21 protein-coding genes and 1 rRNA gene are annotated in these 24,030 nt (G+C 36.4%); 13 read left to right on the top strand and 9 right to left on the bottom strand.

The genetic code is table 11. The features are described 5' to 3' along the window. Positions 1 to 169 precede the first annotated feature (169 nt). The 5 genes from qoxD to PQF83_RS21030 form a co-directional block, all read right to left on the bottom strand. Complete coding sequence (gene qoxD, locus PQF83_RS21050) at positions 170 to 481, bottom strand: cytochrome aa3 quinol oxidase subunit IV (RefSeq protein WP_000531377.1); 312 nt, start codon at positions 479 to 481, stop codon at positions 170 to 172. Continuing rightward, a complete protein-coding gene (gene qoxC, locus PQF83_RS21045) occupies positions 482 to 1,084 on the bottom strand; it encodes a cytochrome aa3 quinol oxidase subunit III (protein WP_000729317.1) in 603 nt (200 codons plus the stop codon). Positions 1,085 to 1,097: 13 nt separating this feature from the next. After that, positions 1,098 to 3,032, bottom strand: coding sequence for a cytochrome aa3 quinol oxidase subunit I (qoxB, locus tag PQF83_RS21040; protein WP_000762372.1), 1,935 nt, complete (start codon positions 3,030 to 3,032; stop codon positions 1,098 to 1,100). 33 nt (positions 3,033 to 3,065) lie between these two features. After that, positions 3,066 to 3,941, bottom strand: a complete 876-nt coding sequence (locus PQF83_RS21035; protein WP_001176167.1) for a cytochrome aa3 quinol oxidase subunit II — start codon at positions 3,939 to 3,941, stop codon at positions 3,066 to 3,068. 282 nt (positions 3,942 to 4,223) lie between these two features. Then, on the bottom strand, positions 4,224 to 5,639 hold the full coding sequence (locus tag PQF83_RS21030) for an amino acid permease (protein ID WP_001076078.1): 1,416 nt from the start codon (positions 5,637 to 5,639) through the stop codon (positions 4,224 to 4,226). Positions 5,640 to 6,019: 380 nt separating this feature from the next. Here PQF83_RS21030 and PQF83_RS21025 point away from each other — a divergent pair, with 380 nt between their 5' ends. From PQF83_RS21025 to PQF83_RS20990, 8 genes are all read left to right on the top strand, one after another. Beyond that, positions 6,020 to 6,730 (top strand): C39 family peptidase, encoded by a 711-nt coding sequence (locus PQF83_RS21025; RefSeq protein ID WP_000734470.1) that lies wholly within the window; start codon positions 6,020 to 6,022, stop codon positions 6,728 to 6,730. A 132-nt stretch (positions 6,731 to 6,862) separates the two neighbouring features. After that, positions 6,863 to 8,038, top strand: coding sequence for an amidohydrolase (locus tag PQF83_RS21020; RefSeq protein ID WP_000382143.1), 1,176 nt, complete (start codon positions 6,863 to 6,865; stop codon positions 8,036 to 8,038). Position 8,039: 1 nt separating this feature from the next. Then, positions 8,040 to 8,237 carry a DUF3311 domain-containing protein gene (locus PQF83_RS21015; protein ID WP_000719858.1) on the top strand — a complete coding sequence of 66 codons (198 nt, stop codon included), beginning with the start codon at positions 8,040 to 8,042 and terminating at the stop codon, positions 8,235 to 8,237. Further along, positions 8,234 to 9,706, top strand: coding sequence for a sodium:solute symporter family protein (locus PQF83_RS21010; RefSeq protein ID WP_000125919.1), 1,473 nt, complete (start codon positions 8,234 to 8,236; stop codon positions 9,704 to 9,706). Before PQF83_RS21015 ends, PQF83_RS21010 begins: the two co-directional genes overlap by 4 nt. A 102-nt stretch (positions 9,707 to 9,808) precedes the next feature. Next, a complete protein-coding gene (gene gerLA / locus PQF83_RS21005) occupies positions 9,809 to 11,287 on the top strand; it encodes a spore germination protein GerLA (RefSeq protein ID WP_001996708.1) in 1,479 nt (492 codons plus the stop codon). Beyond that, positions 11,288 to 12,412, top strand: coding sequence for a spore germination protein GerLB (gene gerLB / locus PQF83_RS21000; protein WP_000802025.1), 1,125 nt, complete (start codon positions 11,288 to 11,290; stop codon positions 12,410 to 12,412). Next, a complete protein-coding gene (locus tag PQF83_RS20995) occupies positions 12,396 to 13,562 on the top strand; it encodes a Ger(x)C family spore germination protein (protein ID WP_000681624.1) in 1,167 nt (388 codons plus the stop codon). The genes gerLB and PQF83_RS20995 overlap by 17 nt, the downstream gene beginning before the upstream one ends. A gap of 11 nt (positions 13,563 to 13,573) precedes the next feature. Beyond that, positions 13,574 to 13,711, top strand: a complete 138-nt coding sequence (locus tag PQF83_RS20990; RefSeq protein WP_000493994.1) for a hypothetical protein — start codon at positions 13,574 to 13,576, stop codon at positions 13,709 to 13,711. Between the two features lie 62 nt (positions 13,712 to 13,773). Here the strand turns inward: PQF83_RS20990 and PQF83_RS20985 are convergent, their stop codons facing one another. From PQF83_RS20985 to PQF83_RS20975, 3 genes are read right to left on the bottom strand one after another with little or no spacing between them, the layout of a single operon-like run. Beyond that, positions 13,774 to 15,174: a nucleoside recognition domain-containing protein gene (locus PQF83_RS20985; RefSeq protein WP_000443601.1), complete on the bottom strand. Its 1,401-nt coding sequence runs from the start codon at positions 15,172 to 15,174 to the stop codon at positions 13,774 to 13,776. Next, positions 15,152 to 15,874, bottom strand: a complete 723-nt coding sequence (locus PQF83_RS20980) for a FeoB small GTPase domain-containing protein (RefSeq protein WP_000049870.1) — start codon at positions 15,872 to 15,874, stop codon at positions 15,152 to 15,154. Before PQF83_RS20980 ends, PQF83_RS20985 begins: the two co-directional genes overlap by 23 nt. Then, entirely contained in the window at positions 15,871 to 16,128 is a 258-nt protein-coding gene (locus tag PQF83_RS20975) for a FeoA family protein (protein WP_000252986.1), read from the bottom strand. Before PQF83_RS20975 ends, PQF83_RS20980 begins: the two co-directional genes overlap by 4 nt. 512 nt (positions 16,129 to 16,640) lie before the next feature. On the opposite strand from PQF83_RS20975, the gene PQF83_RS20970 reads away from it, so the two are divergent. The 4 genes from PQF83_RS20970 to PQF83_RS20955 all read left to right on the top strand — a co-directional run bounded on the left by PQF83_RS20970 (position 16,641) and on the right by PQF83_RS20955 (position 20,134). Further along, positions 16,641 to 17,540, top strand: a complete 900-nt coding sequence (locus PQF83_RS20970) for a phosphate ABC transporter substrate-binding protein PstS (protein ID WP_000245122.1) — start codon at positions 16,641 to 16,643, stop codon at positions 17,538 to 17,540. A 70-nt stretch (positions 17,541 to 17,610) separates the two neighbouring features. After that, complete coding sequence (gene pstC, locus PQF83_RS20965; RefSeq protein ID WP_000676680.1) at positions 17,611 to 18,501, top strand: phosphate ABC transporter permease subunit PstC; 891 nt, start codon at positions 17,611 to 17,613, stop codon at positions 18,499 to 18,501. A gap of 2 nt (positions 18,502 to 18,503) precedes the next feature. Then, positions 18,504 to 19,424, top strand: a complete 921-nt coding sequence (gene pstA / locus PQF83_RS20960) for a phosphate ABC transporter permease PstA (protein ID WP_000994142.1) — start codon at positions 18,504 to 18,506, stop codon at positions 19,422 to 19,424. 185 nt (positions 19,425 to 19,609) lie between these two features. Continuing rightward, a complete protein-coding gene (locus PQF83_RS20955; RefSeq protein WP_000465769.1) occupies positions 19,610 to 20,134 on the top strand; it encodes an AAA family ATPase in 525 nt (174 codons plus the stop codon). A gap of 44 nt (positions 20,135 to 20,178) precedes the next feature. Here PQF83_RS20955 and PQF83_RS20950 read toward each other — a convergent pair whose 3' ends face one another. After that, positions 20,179 to 23,223, bottom strand: coding sequence for an efflux RND transporter permease subunit (locus tag PQF83_RS20950; protein WP_000375593.1), 3,045 nt, complete (start codon positions 23,221 to 23,223; stop codon positions 20,179 to 20,181). A 697-nt stretch (positions 23,224 to 23,920) separates the two neighbouring features. On the opposite strand from PQF83_RS20950, the gene PQF83_RS20945 reads away from it, so the two are divergent. Beyond that, positions 23,921 to 24,030 (top strand): 16S ribosomal RNA (locus PQF83_RS20945); the annotation flags it as partial.

The following is a 24,030-nucleotide window of genomic DNA, read 5'->3' as shown; positions in this document are numbered from 1 at the left end:
TAGAAAAGCAACGCATATGGATTCGATTTCATAAAGAAAGAGTTTTCTTAACATTTGTCATAATAAGTATATTTTTCATGATTCTGTTGTTAATTCCGTAATGTGGATGTAATAGGGGAGGGAATAAAAAAAGACTGCTGAGGAATCTCAGCAGTCTTTTTCATGTACATTACATTGAGAAGAAGATCCATACAGTTAAACCAACTGTTGCAGTTGCAACGAAGAAACTGTAAATCATAGTAAGAACTTGAACTCTTCCTTCTCCTTCTTTTAAGTGCATGAACATGATTAATTGTAACAACGCTTGCGCAACAGCCATTACGATAATAGTTGTTAAGATCGTTGAAAGTGGCAGGTCTGTGTAAAGTGCCACGTATAGCGCTAGGAATGTTAGTGCAAGCGATAAAATAAATCCGAAAACGTGTGACCAAGGGAATCCGCTATGCGCATGCCCGTTTGCTTGGTTGTTATTTTGACCCATTTACGCCACCATCCCGTTCAAGTAAACTAGTGTGTAAATAAAGACCCAAACTAGATCAAGGAAATGCCAGTATAAGCTGATAATGAATACTTTACGAGCTGTAACTGGTGTTAAACCTCGTTTTAAAATTTGGATAATAACACAAATTGCCCAAATGATACCGCCTGTTACGTGGGCTCCGTGCGTTCCAAGAAGAACGAAGAATCCAGATAGGAAAGCACTTGTTTGAATTGTTGCGCCTTCACCAATATACATAATGAACTCTTCAATCTCGAAGAATAGGAAGCCTGCACCTAAAAGTAATGTAAGGACGAACCATCCAAGCATTGCTTTTTGGTTGTGCTTACGCATTTCGTGAATCACGATACCACATGTGAAACTACTTGTTAAAAGTAATAATGTTTGAATTAAAAGCGTTTTAAGTTCAAACAGTTGTGCTGGTGTTGGGCCATCTGCCGTACGACCAGCAAGTACTAGATAAGAGGCGAAAAGTGTTGCGAACAGCATAATTTCAGCCCCAAGAAAAATCCAGAATCCTAGGATATTCAATCTGCTTTGTTCGGATTGATATTCCAAAGGTAAGCTTTTGTCTAAAGCCGCCATATCATTTCACCTCTCATGCTACATGTTCTGATTTTTTAATTTCATCAACACTAATATAGTAACCTTCATCGTAATCGAATGAACGATAGATTAAGCAAGCTAAAATACCAATGCCGCCGATTGCTGCAAGCCAGAACCAGCTAAATACTAATGCGAAACCTGCAAGACCGAAGAATCCAGACGCAATAATAGGCACACCAGAGTTACTTGGCATGTGAATTGGTTTGATGTCTTCTGCTGCTGGTGTAACTGTTTCTCCGCGTTTTTTCATGTACCAGAAAGCATCAGCTTCTTTGATTTCAGGAAGTTTCGCGAAGTTGTAATGTTGTACAGGAGATTGAGTTGCCCATTCAAGTGTACGGCCGTCCCATGGATCTCCAGTTGTGTCACGTTCACCGTGACGAGCACTCCAAATTACGTTGTAGCAAAGAAGTAGGAAGCCGATACCCATCATTACCGCACCAACAGATGCGATTTGGTTTAGCCATCCCCATCCAAGACTTTCAGAGTAAGTGTACATACGACGAGTCATACCGTCTAAACCTAAGAAGTACATTGGGAAGAAACAGATGTTGAATCCGCTCATAAAGATCCAGAATGTCCATTTACCTAGGCGTTCATTTAACATATGACCAGTCATTTTTGGATACCAGAATGTGAATCCAGCAAGCATAGCGAATACTGTACCTGCGATTAATACGTAGTGGAAGTGAGCGATTAGGAAGTAGCTGTTATGGTACTGATAATCAGCTGCTGCCATACCAAGCATAACCCCTGTAACCCCACCGACTACGAAGTTTGGAATAAATGCCAATGACCAAAGCATTGGAACTGTAAAACGAATACGTCCTTTATACAGTGTAAACAACCAGTTAAAGATCTTAACCCCGGTTGGAATCGAAATCGCCATTGTCGAAATCGAGAAGAATGAGTTAACCGCTGGACCTGCACCCATCGTGAAGAAGTGGTGAAGCCATACGACGAAACTTAGTAAAGAAATTGCAACCATTGAGTATACCATCGCACTGTAACCGAATAGACGTTTACGTGAGAATGTACTAATGATTTCAGAGAAAATACCGAATGCCGGTAAAATAACGATATATACTTCAGGGTGACCCCATACCCAGAATAGGTTGGCCCATAACATTGGCATACCGCCGCTCGCCATCGTAAAGAAGTGAGCATCGAATAGACGGTCAAATGTCATTAATGCAAGAGCAACTGTTAATACTGGGAAAGCGAAAATGATGATAATCGTTGTAATTAAGATTGACCAAGTAAACATTGGCATTCTCATTAAAGTCATACCAGGTGTACGCATTTTTAAGATAGTAACAAGGAAGTTAATACCTGTCATTAACGTACCGAGACCTGAAATCTGTAATGCAATTGCGTAGTAGTTATTTCCTACACCAGAAGTAAACTCTGTACCTGCCATTGGGAAGTAAGAAGTCCACCCAGCGTCTGGAGAACCACCGATTACGAAAGCGATGTTGAATAACATTGCTCCGACAAAGAATAACCAGAAACTTAAAGCATTTAAGAACGGATATGCAACGTCACGAGCACCAATTTGTAATGGTACTACAAGGTTCATTAATCCCATAACGAATGGCATCGCCATGAAAAGAATCATAACTGTACCATGGGTTGTGAAGATTCCGTTATAGTGTTCAGCGTTTAAATAAGTTGTTTCAGGGAATGTTAACTGTGCACGGATCATTAAACCGTCCATACCACCACGGAATAACATAATAACCGCAGAGATAATATACATGGCCCCAATCTTTTTATGGTCAACAGTTGTTAACCATTCGTCCCAAAGCCATTTCCATTTTTTATACTTAGTTAGTACGAAAATGATTGCTAATGTCACAAGAACGATAGAAGCGTCTGCACCGTAAATAATCGGGTCACCTGTGACAAAGAATTCATCAAGCTTCACTGTGTTCACTCCAATCTGTTGGAATTATAGCTATTATTTTTTGTTTTTGTAGTAGTTGTAATCACAATATTCAAGTGATTTTGGATCTACATAACTTAAGTGATGGCTAGAGAATGTCATACGACCAACTACACCAGGTTTAACAATTTCGTTGTACTTATCTTCTGTTAGTTTAGGAGCAGTTTGTTGTACTTCTTTAACCCACTTGTCATATTTCTCTTTAGTTTTTGCTTCAACTTCGAACTCCATGTGAGTAAATCCTTCACCAGAGAAGTTCGCGCTACGACCTAGGTAAGAACCTGGTTTGTCAGCTTGTAAATAAAGGTCCATAATCATGCCATCCATTGTGTACTTCATACCACCAAGTTCTGGTACCCAGAAAGCATTCATTGGGCCGACAGAAGTCAGTTTGAATTGAATTGGTACACCAGCTGGGATGTTTAAATAGTTAACGGTTTCAATTTTTTCCTCTGGGTAACTGAATAACCATTTCCAGTTTGCAGATGTAACATAAATCTCCACTGGTTTAATATGTTTGGACTCTTTCGGAACCTCTTCCGAAGCATAAGTTGCTTTTACTGTTGGAATCGATAATGCGATAACGATAATAACAGGAACAAGCGTCCAAATGATTTCTAATAATGTGTTACCGTGTTGTTCAGGTGGCTCATAGTCCATATTCTCTGGTTTTTCACGATAACGAATCAAGATGACTGTAAACAAGATGAATACAATTGCGATAATTAATGACATAAGCAAGAATGACCAAACAATTAAATCATACTGTGCTTTTGCAACAGGTCCTTGCGGATTTAATACTGCGAGTTTTTTATCACAGCCACCGAGGAACAGAAGTAATGATAACGGAAGAAGCGAAGCCAACTTCCAAAACGCTTTCTTTAGTTGCACGATTGAAAATCTCCTTTCTCCTTGGATTGAAACTATGCCAATAAAACAATATAAACCTATTAATTTATAGAAGGCAATAGTTTTTGAGATATTGTTAAAAAATAGACACAAATGCACACTTTTTAAGGTGAATATCATTTGTAACTTGATTACATTGTAAACTATTTTCCAGAGAAAAATGCGATTGTGAAAATTTTAAGATAAATAAAGTTATACCAGGATACCCAAGAAATAGAAAAAAGCTATCTTATCATAAGAAAGATAGCTGAATATTTCGTATATTTAGTTTATTTCTTGTGAAATAGTCTGTTGTTGTTCAAATGTGACAATTTTTTTATATTTCACTTGATATAAAATGTAACAAATGACCATAAATGGAATGCCGCAATAAAGAGCAATTCTCTGATCTGGAATGAAAGCTAAACTAACAAATGTAATGAAATTGAGTGAGAACGCTACGATTGGAACGAGCGGATAAAGTGGTGTGCGATATTTTAAATCATTTATGTCACCACCGTTTTTCACGAAGTTTCTCCGGAAGAAAAACTGTGAAGCCGCAATTGACATCCAAACGACAACAGCAGCCATTGCTGCGATAGATGTTAAAACTAAAAAGACAGTATCTGCTGCAAATACACTTGTTAATAGGGATAGACTTGCAAAGATTAGACTGAAAATCAATGCGTTTAGTGGTACACCTTTTTTAGTTAATTTCGTAAATGCTGGACTTGCCATTCCTTGTTTTGCCATCGCCCAAAGCATACGCGAATTTGCGTATAGACCAGAATTGGCTACGGATAATACAGCTGTAATAATAACAAAGTTCATAATGTCTGCTGCATATGGAACACCAGCTACATCAAATACAAGTACAAATGGACTTTCGACTAGATTAGCTTCTTGCCATGGGAGTAAACCTACAACAACTGATATTGCTAGGACGAAGAAGAATAATGTGCGCCAAATGGTATTTTTGATTGCTTTAGGAATTGTTTTTTCAGGATTTTCACTTTCTCCTGAAGCAATTCCGATTAATTCTGTTCCTTGGAAGGAGTAATTTACTGTAATCATTGTAAGAAGAACAGCTAATGCACCATTTGGAAATAGGCCGCCATTTTCAGTGAAATTGTGAAGCATTGGAGCTGGTTTTCCGTTAAAGTCTAGTAAACCGAACATAACCGCACCACCGAGTACGATGAAAACAACAATAGTTGCGACTTTTACACTTGCGAACCAAAATTCTGCTTCTGCATATGCTTTTGCTGATAAAGCGTTTACAAGAAAGAGTGCTGCCGCAAATGTAACACACCAAATCCACGAAGAAACGTCTGGAAACCATCGTTTCATTAAAATACTTACAGTTGTTAACTCTACTCCAACTGTAACAGCCCAATTTAACCAATACATCCAACCGACAACAAAACCAAAACCAGGTGAAATAAATTTGCTTGCATAGCTTTGGAATGAACCTGCTTCTGGCATAGCTACGGATAATTCACCAAGACATAACATCGTTAAATACATAACAAATCCACCGACTAAAAATGCAAGAATAGCACCACCAGGGCCGGCGTTATGGACGATTTGACCAGATCCCATAAATAGGCCAGTTCCGATAACACCACCAAGTGCAATCATAAATAGGTGTCTACTTTTCATTGTACGTTTTAAATCTGTTTGTTCTACTTGTTGATTCATATGCCCCTCACCCCGTTATTTTCTTATATGTGTTAACTGGTTTTCATTCTGAGTTTTTAATCATTAGTGGGGGATGTGACACATACTCAGTTTATTTGCTATGAAATGAATGGAGTATGTAAAAAAACGAACTATGACTAAATACTCTAAGAATGTGTTTATTAACAAGGTGATATCTTCACCATGTTAATAATTTTGATTTTAGCAAAATGTTGCTAAAAAGTATATTGTTTTTTCTTTTTATTAAAAATAATTAGAATTTTATAACGATGTAGTTATGAACAATAATTCACAGAATCTTTCTAGCAAACTAGCAAGAAGAAAGGTACAATGGTAAGAGGTATGTCTGTAAAATAATAATTGATGGAGTTTTGTTTAAAATGAAAAAGTTAAAATATCTTTTTGTTTTTGGAATTATATTTGCTGCAGCGTTTTTTATAGGGAAAGATAAGATTATACAAAAGGCACAAGTGCTACGCTTAGATTTTCTATCTGAAATGAAAGAAGCGGCTATGATTGAAAATGTTCCGTTTATAAAGCAGTTACCAGAATTACCTCGTGGATGTGAGGTGACAAGCTTAGCTATGTTGCTACAATATAAAGGTGTGCAAGTAGATAAGATGCAACTTGCTAGTGAAATTCATCGAGTTCCATTTGAACAAAATGGTTTGCGTGGAAATCCGTATGAGGGATTTGTTGGAAATATTTATACGAAAGCGGAACCAGGATATGGTGTATACAATAAACCAATCTTTAATTTAGCAGAAAAATATGTTTCTGAAAAAGTAATTAATTTAACAGATAGAGATGTGAAAGATCTATATAAGGTAATTAGTTCTGGTTCTCCAGTATGGGTTATTATTAATACGACGTTTAAGCCGCTAGCTGAAAGCAGTTTTGAAACATGGAATACAAGCTCTGGTGAAGTGAAAATTACATATTTTGAGCATAGTGTAGTAGTAGTTGGATACGATCAAAACTTTGTATATGTAAATGATCCTCTAAAAAATAATCCGCGTTTTGCTGTTCCACGAGCAGAGTTTGAGAAAGCGTGGGAGCAAATGGGGAAACAAGCGATTACTATTTTATAATAATGAAAAAGTCATCATTTCGATGGCTTTTTATTTTTAAATAATTATAATAGAAAATTCAGAAGATTCTTTTAAAAGTTAACAATTCACGTTATAATAACATTTAACTTGGTGAAGAAGGGGAGAAGAGAAATGGATGTAGCGAAGAAACTAGTTGTATCGAAAAATCAATTGATTGAGTGGAGAAGACATTTTCATAAGTATCCAGAGTTATCTTTTCAAGAAGAGAAAACATCGCAGTTTGTGTTCGATATACTTCGAGAAATTCCATGTTTAGAAGTATCAAGACCTACTAAATATAGTGTAATGGCAAGATTAATTGGTAAGCAGCCTGGTAAAACTATTGCGGTTCGTGCTGACATGGATGCTCTTCCTATTCATGAAGAAAATGAGTTTGACTTTATTTCTACATATCCGGGTGTAATGCATGCATGTGGCCATGATGGACATATAGCGATATTACTTGGAGTTGTACATAAGTTAGTAGAAGCAAGAGAGAAAATTAAAGGGGAGATTCGTTTTCTATTCCAACATGCTGAAGAAAACTTTCCTGGTGGTGCAGAGGAAATGGTTGCAGCGGGTGTAATGGAAGGGGTCGATTATATTATTGGTGCTCACCTTTGGGCATCGTTAGAGGTTGGAAAAGTAGGTGTAATTTATGGTCCCGCAATGGCTGCTCCAGATGTTTTTAAAATTATAATAGAAGGAAAAGGTGGACATGCTGGAATCCCTCATGAAACAGTTGATAGTATTGCAATTGGTACACAAGTGGTTTCGCAACTTCAGCAAATTGTCTCTCGCCTCACGAATCCGTTAGATTCTCTTGTAGTATCTGTTACGCAATTTCACGCTGGGACAACTCATAATGTGATTCCAGAACAAGCGGAGATTGAAGGGACAGTGCGGAGTTTAAGACATGAGTTGCGAGAGGAAACAGAGAAAAGAATTGAACAGATTGTAAAGCATGTGACGGAAGCTTACGGAGCGAAATATACGTTTTCTTATGAATATGGATATCGTCCCGTCGTAAATGATTATAAAGTTACAGAGATTATTGAGCAAACAGCATTACAGCTTTATGGAAGAGAACGAGTTACTCGTTTACAGCCGACGATGGCTGGAGAAGATTTTTCAGCGTTTTTACAAAAAGCACCAGGGACATTCTTTTTTATCGGAGCAGGAAACAAAGAGAAAGGAATTATATATCCTCACCATCATCCTCGTTTTACGATTGATGAAGATGCATTACCAATTGGCGTGCAAGTCTTTGTATCATCGATTATGAATTTCATAAGTAAAGGAGAATGAGATGAAGAAAATACACGTATTAGCGCTTATTCCAGTTTTTTGTTTAGTTGTTGGCCCCGTATTTGCTAATTCAGTTACTCCTTACATATTAGGGATGCCATTTTTATTATTTTGGATATTATTATCAGTGCTTATTACATCTCTTTGTATGGGGATTGTGTACGTATTTGATCCTGCTAATAAGGGGGATGTAAAATGACCGCATTACTTATCATTATTTTATTTTTGTTTCTCGCACTATTTTTGGGAATTCGGGCGCAACATGGAAAAGATATGAATTTAGAGCAATGGTCAGTTGGAGGAAGAGGCTTTGGTACTATTTTTGTTTTTCTTCTTATGGCAGGTGAAATTTATACGACATTCACATTTTTAGGTGGAAGTGGATGGGCGTATAGTAAAGGAGCACCTACTTTTTATATTTTAGGTTATGGTGCGTTAGCTTATATTTTATCTTATTTTTTATTACCACCAGTTTGGAAGTATGCAAAAGAGCATAATCTAGTTTCACAGCCAGATTTTTTTGTGAAGAAATATAAGAGTCAGGCACTTGGCCTTATCGTTTCTATCATTGGGGTTATTTCGATTATCCCATACCTTGTTTTACAGTTAAAAGGATTAGGAATTATCGTTTCGGAAGCGTCTTACGGAAGGGTATCACCAGTTATCGCAGTGTGGATTGGCGCAATTGTTATAACAATATATGTAATGGTTTCAGGTATACACGGCTCTGCTTGGACGGCCGCTTTGAAGGATATTATGATCCTGTTTATCGTTATGTTTTTAGGTATATATTTACCGTACCATTATTACGGAGGATTTCAGCCGATGTTTGAAGCTGTAGAAGCAGCAAAACCAGGATTTTTATCTTTACCTGATGAAGGAATGAGCATTTCTTGGTTTGTTTCTACTATTGTATTAACAGCTCTCGGTTTCTATATGTGGCCCCATACATTTGCCTCTGCTTTCTCTGCAAAAAATGAAAAAGTATTTCGTAAAAATGCGGCCATTATGCCACTGTACTCTTTAGTTTTACTTTTCGTGTTCTTTGCAGGATTCGCAGCTATTTTGCAAGTTCCTGGATTAAAGGGAGGGGATGTAGACCTTTCGTTATTCCGTCTGGCTCTTCAAACTTTTGATCCTTGGTTTATTGGGATTATTGGTAGTGCTGGAGTTTTAACGGCATTAGTTCCAGGTTCTATGCTTGTCATGGCCGCTTCTACATTATTAGCGAAAAATATTTACCGAACAATGGTCCCATCTGCCTCGGATCGACAAGTGGCAAAAGTAGCGAAATTATTTGTTCCTGTAGTAACGCTTGTAGCTGTTTTGTTTACTTTTAAAGGTGGAGAAACGATAGGAGCACTTCTTTTAATGGGATATAGTATAGTGACACAACTTTTCCCGGCACTTGTATGTAGTTTGTTTCCACGTCAGACTATTACGAAGCAAGGAGCAATTGCCGGGATGGGGATTGGGTTATTAGTGGTTGCGTATATTACTTTATCTGGTTCAACTATAGCTACGATGTTTCCGGGTTTCCCTCAATATATAAAAGATTTAAATGTAGGTATAGTCGCGCTGTTAATGAATATGATTGTGATGTTTATCGTTAGCGGATTCACGAAAAATGTGTCTATAAAAGCAGACAATATAATAGTAGAAAAGTAATTCGTATGCTAGAGCTATCTTTGAAAAGAGATAGCTCTTTTTTTGTATATATTTTCTTCTATTAGCGGAATCTAACTAAAAACTTGTTGAAAAGGAAGTTAGGTGGGGGACTTGTTAGAGCTAAAAGGTAACTTATTTGAAGTTATGAAAGAAATTAGAGATGAGTTAGGTTCGCCGAATGATTTAACAATTAGGGAAGTTGCCCTTGCCGGTAGTTTTACACGCTGTGCTGTTGTCTTTTTATGTGGGTTAACAGATAAGGATAATGTTTATAAATATGTAGTTCGTACACTTCAATATGAAGAAATACAAAAAGACGAAGCTGTTGTTCAAACATTATTGGATCGCTTTATTTCTATTGCAGAAGTTGGTAAGAAGACAACGTTGCCGGATATTATAAATGCGATTTTAGCGGGAGATACAGTTATATTAATTGATAATATTCAAACCGCTATCGTAATTAATAGTAGGGCTTGGGAAAAAAGAAGTTTAGAACCGCCAGTAACAGAAGATTTAATACGTGGACCGAGAATTGGATTAAATGAAGATATTAACGTGAATAAAGTATTAATTCGCCGTAGTTTACGTGACCCAAAGCTGAGATTTCAATCTTATATTATGGGAAAGAGATCCCAAAAAGAAGTGACTTTAGTATATATAGAAGACATTATTAATCCTTACATTGTAAAAGAGCTAGATCGGCGTCTTCAATCCATAGTGACAGATGTCGTTTTTGAGACGGGTACAATTGAGCAATTAATTCAAGATAATAATTTGTCGCCGTTTCCGCAGTTTTTGAATACGGAAAGGCCTGATAATATTGTGGCCTCATTAACGAAAGGAAAGGCAGCTATTTTGGTGGATGGATCTCCCTTTGCCCTTATAGCTCCGCTAGTGTTTGTTGATATTTTTCAATCTGTGGAAGATCATTATGAGCGTTGGGTAATAGGGACTTTATTAAGAATTTTGCGGATGGGTTCTGGTATAGTTGCAATTTTAATGCCAGCGATGTATGTAGCGCTCGTCTCGTATCACCAAGGACTTATTCCTTCTAAATTGGCTTATTCGATTGCTGGAGCAAGAGAAGGTGTTCCTTTTCCTGCCTATATTGAAACGTTAATGATGGCATTAACGATGGAGTTAATACGAGAAGCAGGAATTAGGTTGCCGAAACCGATGGGACAAACAATTGGGATTGTAGGTGGTCTTGTAATTGGAGAGGCAGCGGTGAATGCAGGAATTGTAAATCCATTTTTAGTTATCATTATTGCGGTTACAGCTATTGCTACATTTTCACTTCCGGTGTATAGCATCACAATTACGTTTCGAATTTTACTTTTCGTCTTTGTATTAGCAGCAACGGCTTTTGGGTTGTATGGAATCATTCTAGCTCTTATTGCGCTTGCTGTTCATATTACAAATTTAACAAGTGTTGGTGTGCCGTATACAACTCCAATTGCTCCTGCATTCTATAAAGATTGGAAAGAAGAGCTTATTCGTTTGCCGAAATCAATGTTGAAAGAGAGACCGGAATATTTACAAACGAAGGATTCTACAATACGTCCAAAGGAGCGAGAATAATTGAAACCATTTGAGTATGGCGATGAAGAGATTGGATCTCGGGAAATTGGGTTTGCGGTATCTTCGACCATTATTGGTATAGGAGCATTGTCTATGCCAAGAGATATCGCTAACCAAACTTTATTTTCGGACGGTTGGATTATTTTGCTTTTGGGTGGATTGGTGTGTGCAGTTTTAGGTTGGTTTGTAACGAGGGTAGCTATTTTATTCCCGAAACAAAACTTTGTTCAATATACGAGTGCGCATTTGACAAAGCCTGTTGCATACACGATTAGCAGCGTTTTAGTATTAACGTTTGCTGCGTTGACAGCATATGAATCGCGAATGATTTCAATTATTTCCCAAACGTATTTGTTTAGTGATACACCAATACAACTACTGTCTTTCTTCTTCTTATTAGTTGTTATTTATGGAATAGCAGGATCTAGAGCAGCTTTATTAAGGTTAAATGTTCTATTTTTACCTATTGTTTTAATTGCGATAGTGCTTCTTTCTTTATTGAATATAAATTTAATGGAAATAAATAATTTACTACCAGCCTTTCAAACGGAAGTGAGTCAATATGCTGTTGGAGTTAAAAATTCTATTTTTACGTTTATTGGATTTGAAGTAGCTCTGTTTTATGCTGTGTTGCTGAATGATAAGGCGGCAAAAAAAGCACCAATGGCAGTTGCGAAAGCGGTAATGGTAAATGTGTTGTCGTACATTTTAATTTATGTAACTTGTATTAGTGTTTTTACGTATATGACAACTCGTGGATTGACGTACCCAACAATTGAATTAGGGAAAGAAATTGAAATTGGTGGAGGGTTTTTAGAAAGATTTGATGCAATTTTTTTTACAACTTGGATTATTACTATTTATAACACTACGGCCATGTATTATGATGTCGCATCATTATTATTTTGCGCTATGTTTCCCAAAGTGAAGAAACATATTTTCATTTTTGTAAGTGCCCCGATTATTTTTATGGTGAATATGATGCCTAGTAGTTTAAATGCTTTATCAAATTATGGAACTTATTTAGCTTGGATAGATATGGGGTTTGTCGTGTTAGCACCTTTGTTAGTTTTTATTGTATATAAAATAAGAAGAAGGAATGGTAGAAATGAAACACCTTCTTAAAATTATAATGCTTATGGTTTTAGTTGGATCTATCAGTGGGTGTTCTGAGCTAGAAGAAATAGAAGAAAGAGGATTTGTAGTAGGTGCAGCCTATGATATCGTGAAAAAAAAGAAATCGAATCCGATTATGAAAGGGACGTATCAGATGGTGCTTCCCAGTAAGCTAGCGCAACAAGGGGGACAAGGTGGTGGAGATAGTGAAAATTATATTAATGTGAGTGCGAAAGCAGATAGTGTCTTTGAGCAAATCCGAATTATTGCTAAAAAAATTAGTCGAACATTATTTTTTCCGCATATACAAGTCATTATTTTTTCGGAAGAATTACTGGCGAATCCGTATGTTTTGCAAAATACGTTAGATGTATATATTCGCGATCATGAAATGAGGAGAAATATTCGTTTGTTTGTTTCGAAGAAGAATGCCGAATCTATTTTAAAACAGAGTGCAAAACCTGAAAATTTACCGGCACAGTATATTGATATGTTAGCTGAACATCCTCCGAAAAATGCCCAAATGATTGAGGCTGCAAGAATTGGTGAGGTTCAGGAAAAGATGATTGCGAGCCGAAGCTTCGTATTACCTATTCTTGAATTAACAAAGCAAGGTGTACAAATGAACGGGGCAGCGTTGTTTCGTGGGAAGGATAATAAGTGTGTAGGTAGTTTGAATGGGGAAGAAACATTAGGAATGAATTATATAGTAGGTAAAAAAATTGGAGGTTTTTTTACTATCCGCAAAAAGAATCAACTTATTACATATGAAATTCATAAGTTGCGTCGGAAAATTAAAGTATCTACAACAAATGTTACAAAACCAAAGTTTAATATTCACTTATTTTTGGAAGGTACAATAGCTGAGTTACACTTTAGTGATCATAAAAAGGTCTTGAATGAAAAACGTTTAGAGAAGGATATTTCGAAGGAAATGGAGACGCGCATCCGAAAATCCGTTCAGCTTGTTCAAAAAAAATATAAGGTAGATGTATTAGAATTAGGGGAAGTGTATAAGCGGCATAATTATAAAGAGTGGAAAAAAATAAGTAAGAATTGGGATCAAGGTGAAAATTACTTTAGTGATGCTGAGGTTACTGTTCATGTTCATCCAACAATTGAACATACGGGTTCAGCTTTACCAAAAAGAGTAAAGTAAGGTGATGGAAGGTGTTTACTGGATTGGGGATTAGTTGCACAATATTAATGGCAGTTCTTCCAGGAGCTATATACTACATTCATAAAAAAATTACAACGTATGGAGCACAGCCTTGGAATACTGATATACAAAAAAAGAAACCTGAATGATTTCAGGTTTCTTTCGTGCAAAGCATATGTGAAGGGGGATACCTTCTATGTATGCTTTGTTTTTATACAAGCCCTAACCAATGTACCAATTGTGTAGAGAGGAATGTCACAACAATTGCGATAACGGTAGGGATTGCAAACGATAAGAATGTCCATTTTGCACTTTTTGTTTCTTTATATATGTTAACCAGTGTCGTTCCACATGGGAAATGAAGAAGTGAGAACAACATTGTGTTTAACGCTGTTAACCAAGTCCAACCATTTTCTAAGAATAAATTTTTAATTTGATTAAAATCATCTATTTCAGTTAAAGCTCCGGTTGATAAGTAAGACATTAATAAAATCGGGATAACAATTTCATTCGCTGGTAGTCCAAGAATGAAAGCAGCTAGAATAAAGCCGTCAAGTCCTAACATTTTAGCAAATGGATCTAGAAAATTTACAAAATACATAAGTAAGCTTGTGTCACCGATGAAAATATTAGCTAGTAACCAAGTTAATGCAGCCGCAGGGGCAGCTACAACAACAGCTCGTTTTAAAACATAAACTGATTTATCGAGTGTTGCGCGCACAATTGTATTCCAAACCTTTGGCTTACGGTACGGCGGTAACTCAAGTGTGTAGTGGGTTGGAACGCCTTTTAAAGCTGTTTTGGATAGTACCCAAGAAACAGTTAATGTCATAACGATACCAATTACAACCATTCCAACTACAACGCCGGCAGTAACAAGTGTTTGCATACTACCTGTATAACCAGCAGCCATAAATAATGAGGCCATTAAAATTAACATAGGCCAGCGACCGTTACAAGGTACGAAGTTATTTGTTAAGATTGCAAGCATACGTTCACGTGGTGATTCAATAATACGTGTTGACATAATAGCTGCAGCGTTACAACCAAAGCCCATTGCCATTGTTAAAGATTGTTTACCGTGTGCACCAGAGCGTTTGAATAAGCGGTCCATATTAAACGCAACGCGTGGTAAGTATCCATAGTTTTCTAATAGTGCGAACATAGGGAAAAAGATGGCCATAGGTGGTAACATAACGCTAATAACAGCGCCGATACCACGGAATAAACCAAGTATTAAAATGCCATGTAACCATTCAGGTGCGTGTGCTGCTTGGAACCAAGAAGTTAAATATCCTTCGGCCCATCCGAAAAACTCAGCAATCATATCAGATGGTACGTTAGCACCAGCGATTGTAAGATAAAAAATGATAGATAAAATACCGAGCATAATTGGGAATCCCCATATTGGAGATGTGAAAATTTTATCTAGTTTTTCAGAACGATATAATTTATCCGTATTTGTATATTGAACAGATTCTTTACAGATGCTTGCAGATGTTCGATAAATATCTCCGACAATATCATCTCGTATATCTTCTTTTGAAAGTGTTTGAGCGTGTTGAATAATATAGTCTAATGGAAGAGCTTTACTGGCTGAGTGAGATTCCATTGATTACGACCTCCCTTACAAGTGGTTCGTTATGATGTTTTTCAAGTGCAGTTAAGAAATTTTTATCTCCATCTAATATACGTAATGCAATCCAACGTGCTGGATACGTATCACCGAATACTTTATAAATTTGTGGTTCTAATTCTCGAATCATATTTTCGATTTTTTCACTATAAGTAACTTTAATTGGTGCTGGAATTAGCTTTTTATTTGCTACTTTAGCAATGACATTTAGTAAATGACCGATGCCTACTCGGTTACGAGCGGAAATCTTAACTACAGGTACACCAAGTGATTTTGCTAATTTTTTTTCATCGATAACGATGCCTTTTTTCTCAGCTTCATCAATTAAGTTAATACAAATGACTACGTTACTCGTCATTTCCATCACTTGAAGTGCTAAATTTAAATTTCTTTCCATTGCTGTTGCATCTACAACAACTACAGTTACTTCTGGTTTTTCAAATATAATATAATCCCTTGCTACTTCTTCATCCGCAGAATTTGAATATAGTGAGTAAGTCCCAGGTAAATCTATTAATGTATATTTACTACCGTTATGTTCATATTCTCCTTCAGCTTTTAAAACAGTTTTTCCCGTCCAGTTTCCAGTATGTTGTTTTAAACCTGTTAAAGTATTAAATAATGTACTTTTCCCGGTATTTGGGTTGCCAGCTAAAGCAATGCGATATTTGCTCATCTGAAATCATCTCCTATTAATACCCCGAAAATAAGGGAACTTTCTTCCTTGCGTAGTGCGATAGTTGTGTTGCTTACTTGATAAGCGACCGGATCTCCAAGTGGGCTGCGTTGTAATACTTTAATTGTTGCGCCGGGGATAAATCCTAAATCTAATAAACGTCGTTTCATAGTTCCTTCTAATTGTATCTTCTCAATTTGTACAAACTCTCCAGTCTTAAATTCGGAAAGTGGTTTTTTATTAGCCGATACCATAAAAGTTACCTCATCTCTATATTGTTAGTTTGAGTTTAAAAAGTTTCCTTAGGTAAACTTTTTGTTAGTAATATAGTAGACTACATTGGATGATGCTGTCAATTGGTACTTTAAAAATATTCATTTATTTTTAGAATTGTTCCAATTTATTTAGTTGTACTAAAAAATATTACTGAAATTCTGTGTAATGTACATAAATTAGGCGCGTAAAAGTAACAAAATATAACGGAATTGTAAATGTAACTTTAACTAAAAGGGAAAAAGAGCGAAAAACATTTACATTTAATTTACATTGTTAAGAGTAAATTTACATTACAGCTTAATTAGTGTGGATTTTGTTGGGTTCTTCAACTATAAATGTTGGGATTTCTAGTTTTTAAGGGGTATTATCGTCATTTACTTAAAATTAAAAATTGCTTAACACTCACATAATATTATTGTCCTACAATGAATTTGTGTTCGAAAGAAGTAGATAAATGTGAAAAGTGATAATCCAAATGGGGGTACAAGACATGGTCATGAAAAAGGGTATTAAATTTTCTTTAGCAGCTTTAGTGGTAGCGGGTTCATTAGTGGGATGTGGAAAAGCAGAAGAGACATCAGGTAAAGAGGCTAAAGGAAGCGATAATGCAAAACAAGAATTGTCAGGTACGATAGCAGCTGCAGGCTCTACAGCACTTCAACCTCTTGCAGAGGAAGCTGGAAAGAAATTTATGGAGAAAAATTCAAACGTTTCTATTCAAGTGCAAGGTGGCGGTAGTGGAACTGGAATTAACCAAGTAGCTTCTGGTGCGGTCCAAATTGGTAACTCAGATGTTCCATCTGCAGATAAAATAAAAGATGCTGATAAGGCGAAAGAATTAGTAGATAACAAGGTAGCGGGTATTGCATTCGCACTTGTCGTAAATAAAGATGTAAAAGTTGATAATTTAACAGTACAACAAGTACAAGATATCTTCACTGGAAAAGTAACAAACTGGAAAGAGGTAGGCGGGAAAGATGAAAAAATTAACGTAATTAACCGTCCAGCTTCTTCTGGTACACGTGCTACATTTGAAAAAACAATTATGAAAGACGCGAAAATTAATGATGGAACTGGTACTACACAAGATTCTAACGGTGCAGTAGAACAAGCGATTAACTCTACTCCAGGTTCAGTAAGTTATTTAGCAATGTCTTACATGGTTGGCGAGAAAAAAGGTGCGCTACAAACAGTGAAAATTGATGGTGCTGAACCAAAAGTTGAAAACATTGCGTCTGGTAAATATCCATTCTGGTCTTACGAGTACATGGTAACGAAAGGTGAGGCAAAAGAAGCAACAAAAGCTTACATTGACTATGTAAAAGGTAAAGATTTTGAAAAGCAAGTAGAAGATATGGGTTATATTCCAATGTCTAAATTAAATAAGTAATAAAATTTATGGGGCTGGCTGCAAGGCCAGTCCTGTTCATTTCAATTTATGAAGTGGGGTCTGTCCTGTGATGAAGGGGAAAAAACAAATTAATTACGTGAAAAGTGAATATATAGGAAGATCACTTGTTACGTTTTGTGGTATTTTTATTGTTTTAGTTACATTAGCTATTATTGCATTTATTTGCGGTAAAGGAATTCAATCATTTACGCAAAGTGGTATCTCGTTTACTGAAATGTTAACATCGACAAAATGGAGTCCAAATGCTGATGAGGGAACTTTCGGGGCTGTAATTTTTATTGTAGGTTCAACGGTGGTTTCGTTAGGTGCGGTTATTATTAGTGCGCCAATTGCTATAGCTCTTGCTATATTCATGAATTTAATTTCGCCGAAGTTTGGAAATAAAGTATTGAAGCCTGTTTTAGAATTATTAGTTGGTATTCCTTCGGTTGTATACGGATTATTAGGGGTTACAATTTTAGTACCGCTATTACGTGATTCGTTTGGAGGAGTGGGCTTTAGTTTAATTGCAGGTATTGTTGTATTAAGTATAATGATTTTGCCTACTATTGCTAGTATCGCTTCTGATGCAATACGCTCTGTTCCATTTGATTATTTAGAAGCTTCTTATGGTTTAGGATCAACGAAATGGCAAGCGATTAGCCGAGTGATTGTTCCTGCTGCGAAAAAGGGGATTTTAACAGGTATTGTTTTAGGTTTAGCGCGTGCTTTTGGTGAAGCATTAGCGGTTCAAATGGTAATTGGGAATACGGTTAAATTACCAGAAGGCATATATAGCCCGACAGCAACGTTAACTGGTATTTTGACAATGGACATGACAAATACATTAAACGGAACTGCTTGGAACAATGCGCTATGGACTTTAGCAATGATTTTACTTGTTATTTCATTCCTGTTTATTTTAGTAATTCGAGCAATTGGGCAAAGAGGTGAGCGATAATAATGAATGCAAGAACGGTAAATAAAGTTTGGACAGGTATCTTTTATGCGGTTGCGGCTTTAGTTGTAGCTTTACTAGTGTTCTTAGTGTTTGAGATTTTACAAAAGGGATGGGGTTTTTGGGATCCTAATTTCTTGTTTGGAGAACCAAGTAATACAAGAGCTGGTGGTGGGATTGGTCCGCAGTTATTCAATTCTTTCTATATGCTTGTTATAACGCTTATTATATCTATTCCTCTCGGATTAGGCGCTGGAATATATTTAGCAGAGTATGCAAAACAAGGACGTTTTTTAAACTTTGTTCGTTTATGTATTGAGACAATGGCATCTTTACCTTCTATTGTTGTTGGTTTATTCGGTTTGTTAGTGTTCGTTACAATGACAGGATGGGGATACACAGTAATGGGTGGTGCCCTTGCTTTAACAATTTTAAACTTGCCAGGTTTAACTCGTGTTTGTGAAAATGCGATTTCAGAGGTTCCTTCTAATGTGAAAGAGGCGAGTCTTGGATTAGGTGCAACAAAGTGGCAAACGATCACTCGTATTATTATTCCGTCGTCACTACCACAAATTATTACAGGTGTTATTTTAGCGGCAGGTCGTATATTTGGTGAAGCGGCGGCATTAATTTATACAGCGGGTTTAACATCTCCAATTTTAAATTCAGCAGCGGACTTCTCAAGTCCTGCTCATCCTTTAAACCCATTTAGACCAGCTGAAACGTTAGCGGTTCACATTTGGAAGTTAAATTCTGAAGGAATTATTCCGGATGCGAAGTTAATTGCGACAAAGTCTGCAGCTGTATTAATTATTATGGTATTGCTATTCAATGTTATTTCACGCTTAGTAGCATCTATATTGCACAAACGTTTTACAGGAGCGAAAAGAAAAAGTAAAACGACGAAGAAGGTAAAAGCGGCATAAGTTATAAAGAAGAACTCTCTATTTATAAGTAGGGGGTTCTTTTTGCGTTTTAATATAGAAGGAAAAGGTATAGCGATTGTTGAATTTGTAATTCGTTATATAGATAAAGTGAAATTTTAAACAGTGGGGTTTTACTGCTCACAAATAGTGGGATAAAAAGATGAAAATGAGGGAGTGGGTTTAATTTGTTTTTTCTGCAAATGTCAGGTTTTCCAGGATCGGGAAAATCTACAGTTTCTAAGTATATAGGGGAGTTAACAGGTGCTATAATTGTAGATCATGACGTTTTGAAATCAGCATTGTTAAGATCACTAGAAGTGAAAGGTATTGAATCAACGATTATTGGTGGACTTGCGTATGATGCTGAATGGGCATTGATTGATTCATATTTAGAACAAGGACATAGTGTGATATTGGATAGTCCATGTCTATATAAAGGGATGGTTGAAAAAGGAATTAAGCTGTCTAATAAACATGGTGTGAAATATAAATATATTGAGTGTTATCTGAATGATATAGAAGAGATTAATATGAGACTACAAACACGTAAGCGTCTGGTCAGTCAAATTGAAAAGGTGGAGTCAGAAGTAGCTTTTAAAAAGTGGTTAAATGGTAGTAAAAGACCTCTAAATAGTGAATATCTTATTGTGAATTCTAGTGAACCTCTAGAGCGGTATGCAGAAAAAATGATGAATTATATGAGTAGGTAGAGAAAAAAGCGTTATCTTCATTCGTGAAGATAACGCTTTTTCGTTTAAATATCAGGTGTTTCTGTAGAAGTATTTATTTTTCTACGAGAGCGTCTTTTTCTCCCGATTTTATCTAATAGTTCATACATTACAGGAACGACTACTAATGTAAGGACAGTTGAGACTGCTAAACCGCCGATGACAACGACTGCCAAACTTTTCGATACCATACTTCCTGCTTGTGATTGACCAAATAGGAGTGGTAGCATAGCGACGATTGTTGTAATAGCTGTCATAATAATTGGGCGTAATCTAGTGGAACCTGCTTCAAGTAAGGCCTCTCTCGTTTCCATACCGTGTTCTCGGTTTTGTTGTACTCTTTCTATTAATACGATAGCGTTTGTAACGACAATCCCGATTAACATTAATGCGCCGATCAAGGAATTTACATCAACTGGTGTTCCTGAAATGATTAATCCTAAAATACCGCCGACAGCAGCTAATGGCAAGGAGAACAAGATTGCAAAAGGAGCACGCGCCTGCCCAAAGGTAATAACCATAATTAAATATACAATCCCGATTGCAATCCCCATAATCTTGAATAAATCTGTGAAGTTCTCTTGCATAGATTCAGTGGCGCCTGCGATATTTACTTTGGCTCCGCTAGGTAAATCTAAGTCGGCTATCGCTTTGCTCACTTCTGCGCTTACCTTACTTAAGTCTTCATTTGAAGCTTCTGCGGTAATTTGAATGGTTTCTTTTCCATCTTTATGGAAGATTTCTGTTTGAAGTTGCTTTTCTGAAATAGTTGCAATGTCTTTTAAAGGAATTGGTCCATTAATAGGTGATAGTATGTTTGTGTTTAAAATGTCTTCTTGTTTCGTAATGCTTTCTTTTTTATGTTCTATCATAATAGTAGTTTTTTCGTTATTGATTGAAACTTCACCAATAGGTGATTTCTTCATAAGGAATGCTACTTGTTGAGCTGCTAATTCTGGTGTTAATCCTAGTTGTTCGGCCTTTGTTTGATCAACATGGATTTGCCATTCTTTCTTAGAGTCTTCTAAATTCGTTTTTACTTTAGAAAGATCATCCATATCTTTTAGTTTTGTTTCGACGATAGTAGCAGCCTTTTTTAAATTCGTTTCGTTAGTGGCTGTTACGTTGAATTGCAAATTATTGCCGCCGCCAGAGCTTGAATAACTCGTTTTTATATAATCAAGTTCAGCGGGTTCAAAAGCGTTATGTTCTTTTTTTAACTCTTTAATATATTGATCAATATCAGAGCCTTTCTTGAAGACTACAAATATACTGGCAAGATTATTTTTCGTCGTTTGCCCCCATTGTGCATCTTCTGCGCTAGATCCCATTCGTAAAATAACATCCGTTACATCTGAATTAGAAAGTAGCTTCTTTTCGAAATCAAAGGCTTTTTGTTTTTGTGTTTCAGGAGCGTAATCAGCTGGGAAAGTCATATTAATAGATAACATTGTGTCGTCTTCAGATTTTATATTCGCTTTCGGTAGTAATACATAGGCAGCAATCGATCCTGCGAATAATAAAAAAGAAGTAAGTAGAATAATGAATTTATGCGAAAGAGACCACTTTAATGTAGCCACATATCGTGGTGAATAACTTGGCTTTTTGTGTTTTGTTTTTTTGAGTAGTAAAAAAGCCATAAGTGGAACAACTGTTAGTGCAACGATTAAGGACGACAGTATAGAATATACGACCGCTAATACCATAGGTAACATTAATTTTCCGATTACTCCTGATACGAGGCCGATAGGTAGAAAAACAGCAACCGTTGTTAAGGTGGAAGAAGTAATTGCGACGGCGACCTCTTTCGTTGCATCGAGAATAATATCTTTAGAGAAAGATTCCTTTTGTAATCGGCGGAAAATATTCTCAATGACAACGATGCTATCATCGACGAGACGTCCAACTGCAACGGCTAAACCACCAAGTGTTAGAGTGTTAAGTGTGATGTTAGATTGGTGTAGTAAAAAGAGTGTTAATAAAATAGATAATGGAATACTGACAACAGCGATGAGTGTCGTTCGGAAATTGCGTAAAAAGATTAAGATAATTAGAGTTGCAGCAATTGCTCCAAGGATTACTTCTTTTCCCATGCTAGTAACAGCATTTTCAACTTGTTCATGAGTTGATGCTAAAAGTTTAATAGAAAACTGATCTTTATATTGTTTACTTATATCTTTAATTTTTTTATCGATTTCTTTTCCGGTTGCAACTGCGTTTTTACTTGGCTCTTTCATGATGATTAATCCAGTGCCTTCTTCGCCATTTATATGTGAGATTGTGTCATAGTGTTGTTTAAGTTCAATTTGAGCAACATCTTGTAATTTAACTTGAGGTGCAACAGTGATGTTTTTAATGTCATCTACATTTTTTATATCCCCGATGACACGAAGGTTATATTCTTCTTTATTAACGGTAACAGCTCCAGCTGGAGTGGAAGTTTCTTTTCCTTGTAAAACCTTTAATATTTGTTCCGTTGTTACGTTTTTATCTTTTAATTGGTTTGGGTCTAGTATAATAGATAATTCGGAAGTTGATTTTCCAAAAAACATAACGTTGGCAACGCCATCAATGCTTTCGAGTTGTGGTACGATTTCCTTTTCGATTTGTTTTTCATCTGCTTTTGAAAATCCGTTTTGCTTTTGGATTGCAATTTGAGCGAGTGGAATCATAGAAGTATTTAATTGGCTAACTATCGGTTTCGTTGCATCTTTAGGTAATTTAATTGTATTAATGGCCTTTTCAACTTCACGTGTGGCATCTTTCATATTTGCTTTGGATGTATACGCGATATCGATGCGTGATAATCCTTCGTGAGTAGAAGAGGTGACGTTGTCGATGTGTTCTAAGTTGCGAAATTGTTTTTCAAGGGGATCGGTTACTTCTTTTGTCATTGCTTCAGCGTCGAGTCCTGGAGATAAGGTTGTGACGGTGACTGCGGGATTATCGATGCTAGGTAAAAATTCCATAGGTAATTTAGACCCGGAATAAACACCGAGTATGGAAATGAGAAAAACCATGATGATAACAGCGGCGCGGTTTTTTAATGAAAACTTTGTTAACCTATCCATAAAGTAATTCCTCCATTGGGTTATTTATAGTTGAGTACGTCCTTTCTACTATATAACAAAAAATGGATATTTTTCATTAATTAAATGTAAAAAAATTCTAACAATAACCTTAAGTTGATGTTTTGTTGAAATTTCGTTATCTATCCCGCCGTTGGTCGGACGATAAGATTCTCACCTCGAATTCGGTTGGGGTGGAGCTATCTGCCAACAACCGGTTCTTTCAATTAGTAATGATTTGTGTGGAGGGACAAAAAATCAACATGTGCGCATTATTAGAAAGTGGCGAAGCTATTTTCTTTTTAAATGTGGACTTTAATGTAGAAGAGAACGAAAAGGTGGGAGGGATTATGAAAGGCAGTTTGGTTAATTAGAGTGTATTGGTATAAAATCAAAATACTTATTTTCAGTAGAGAGAATAAAAGGTTTTACTATAGAAGAAAGGAGGATAGATATTTTTTTTGTTTTTTTATAAAAAACACTTGTTATTTAAAAATCATGATGGTATATTAATAAACGTCGCTGATGCGGAAACGTAGAAAACGACAAAAAAGAAATTTTAAAACTTAGTTGACATCGAAAAATGAAGATGTTAATATGATGAGGTCGCTTCTGAAGCGATGGACAAGTTCTTTGAAAACTGAACGAAACAAACAACGTGAAACGTCAATTTTTATTTTAGATGCTAGACAAACTAACTTTATTGGAGAGTTTGATCCTGGCTCAGGATGAACGCTGGCGGCGTGCCTAATACATGCAAGTCGAGCGAATGGATTAAGAGCTTGCTCTTATGAAGTTAGCGGCGGACGG

The sequence above is a fragment of the Bacillus sp. FF-1 genome, from assembly GCF_028548245.1.
GTDB classification, from domain to species: Bacteria; Bacillota; Bacilli; order Bacillales; family Bacillaceae_G; genus Bacillus_A; species Bacillus_A paranthracis.
This window is presented reverse-complemented; position numbering and strand designations above follow the sequence as displayed.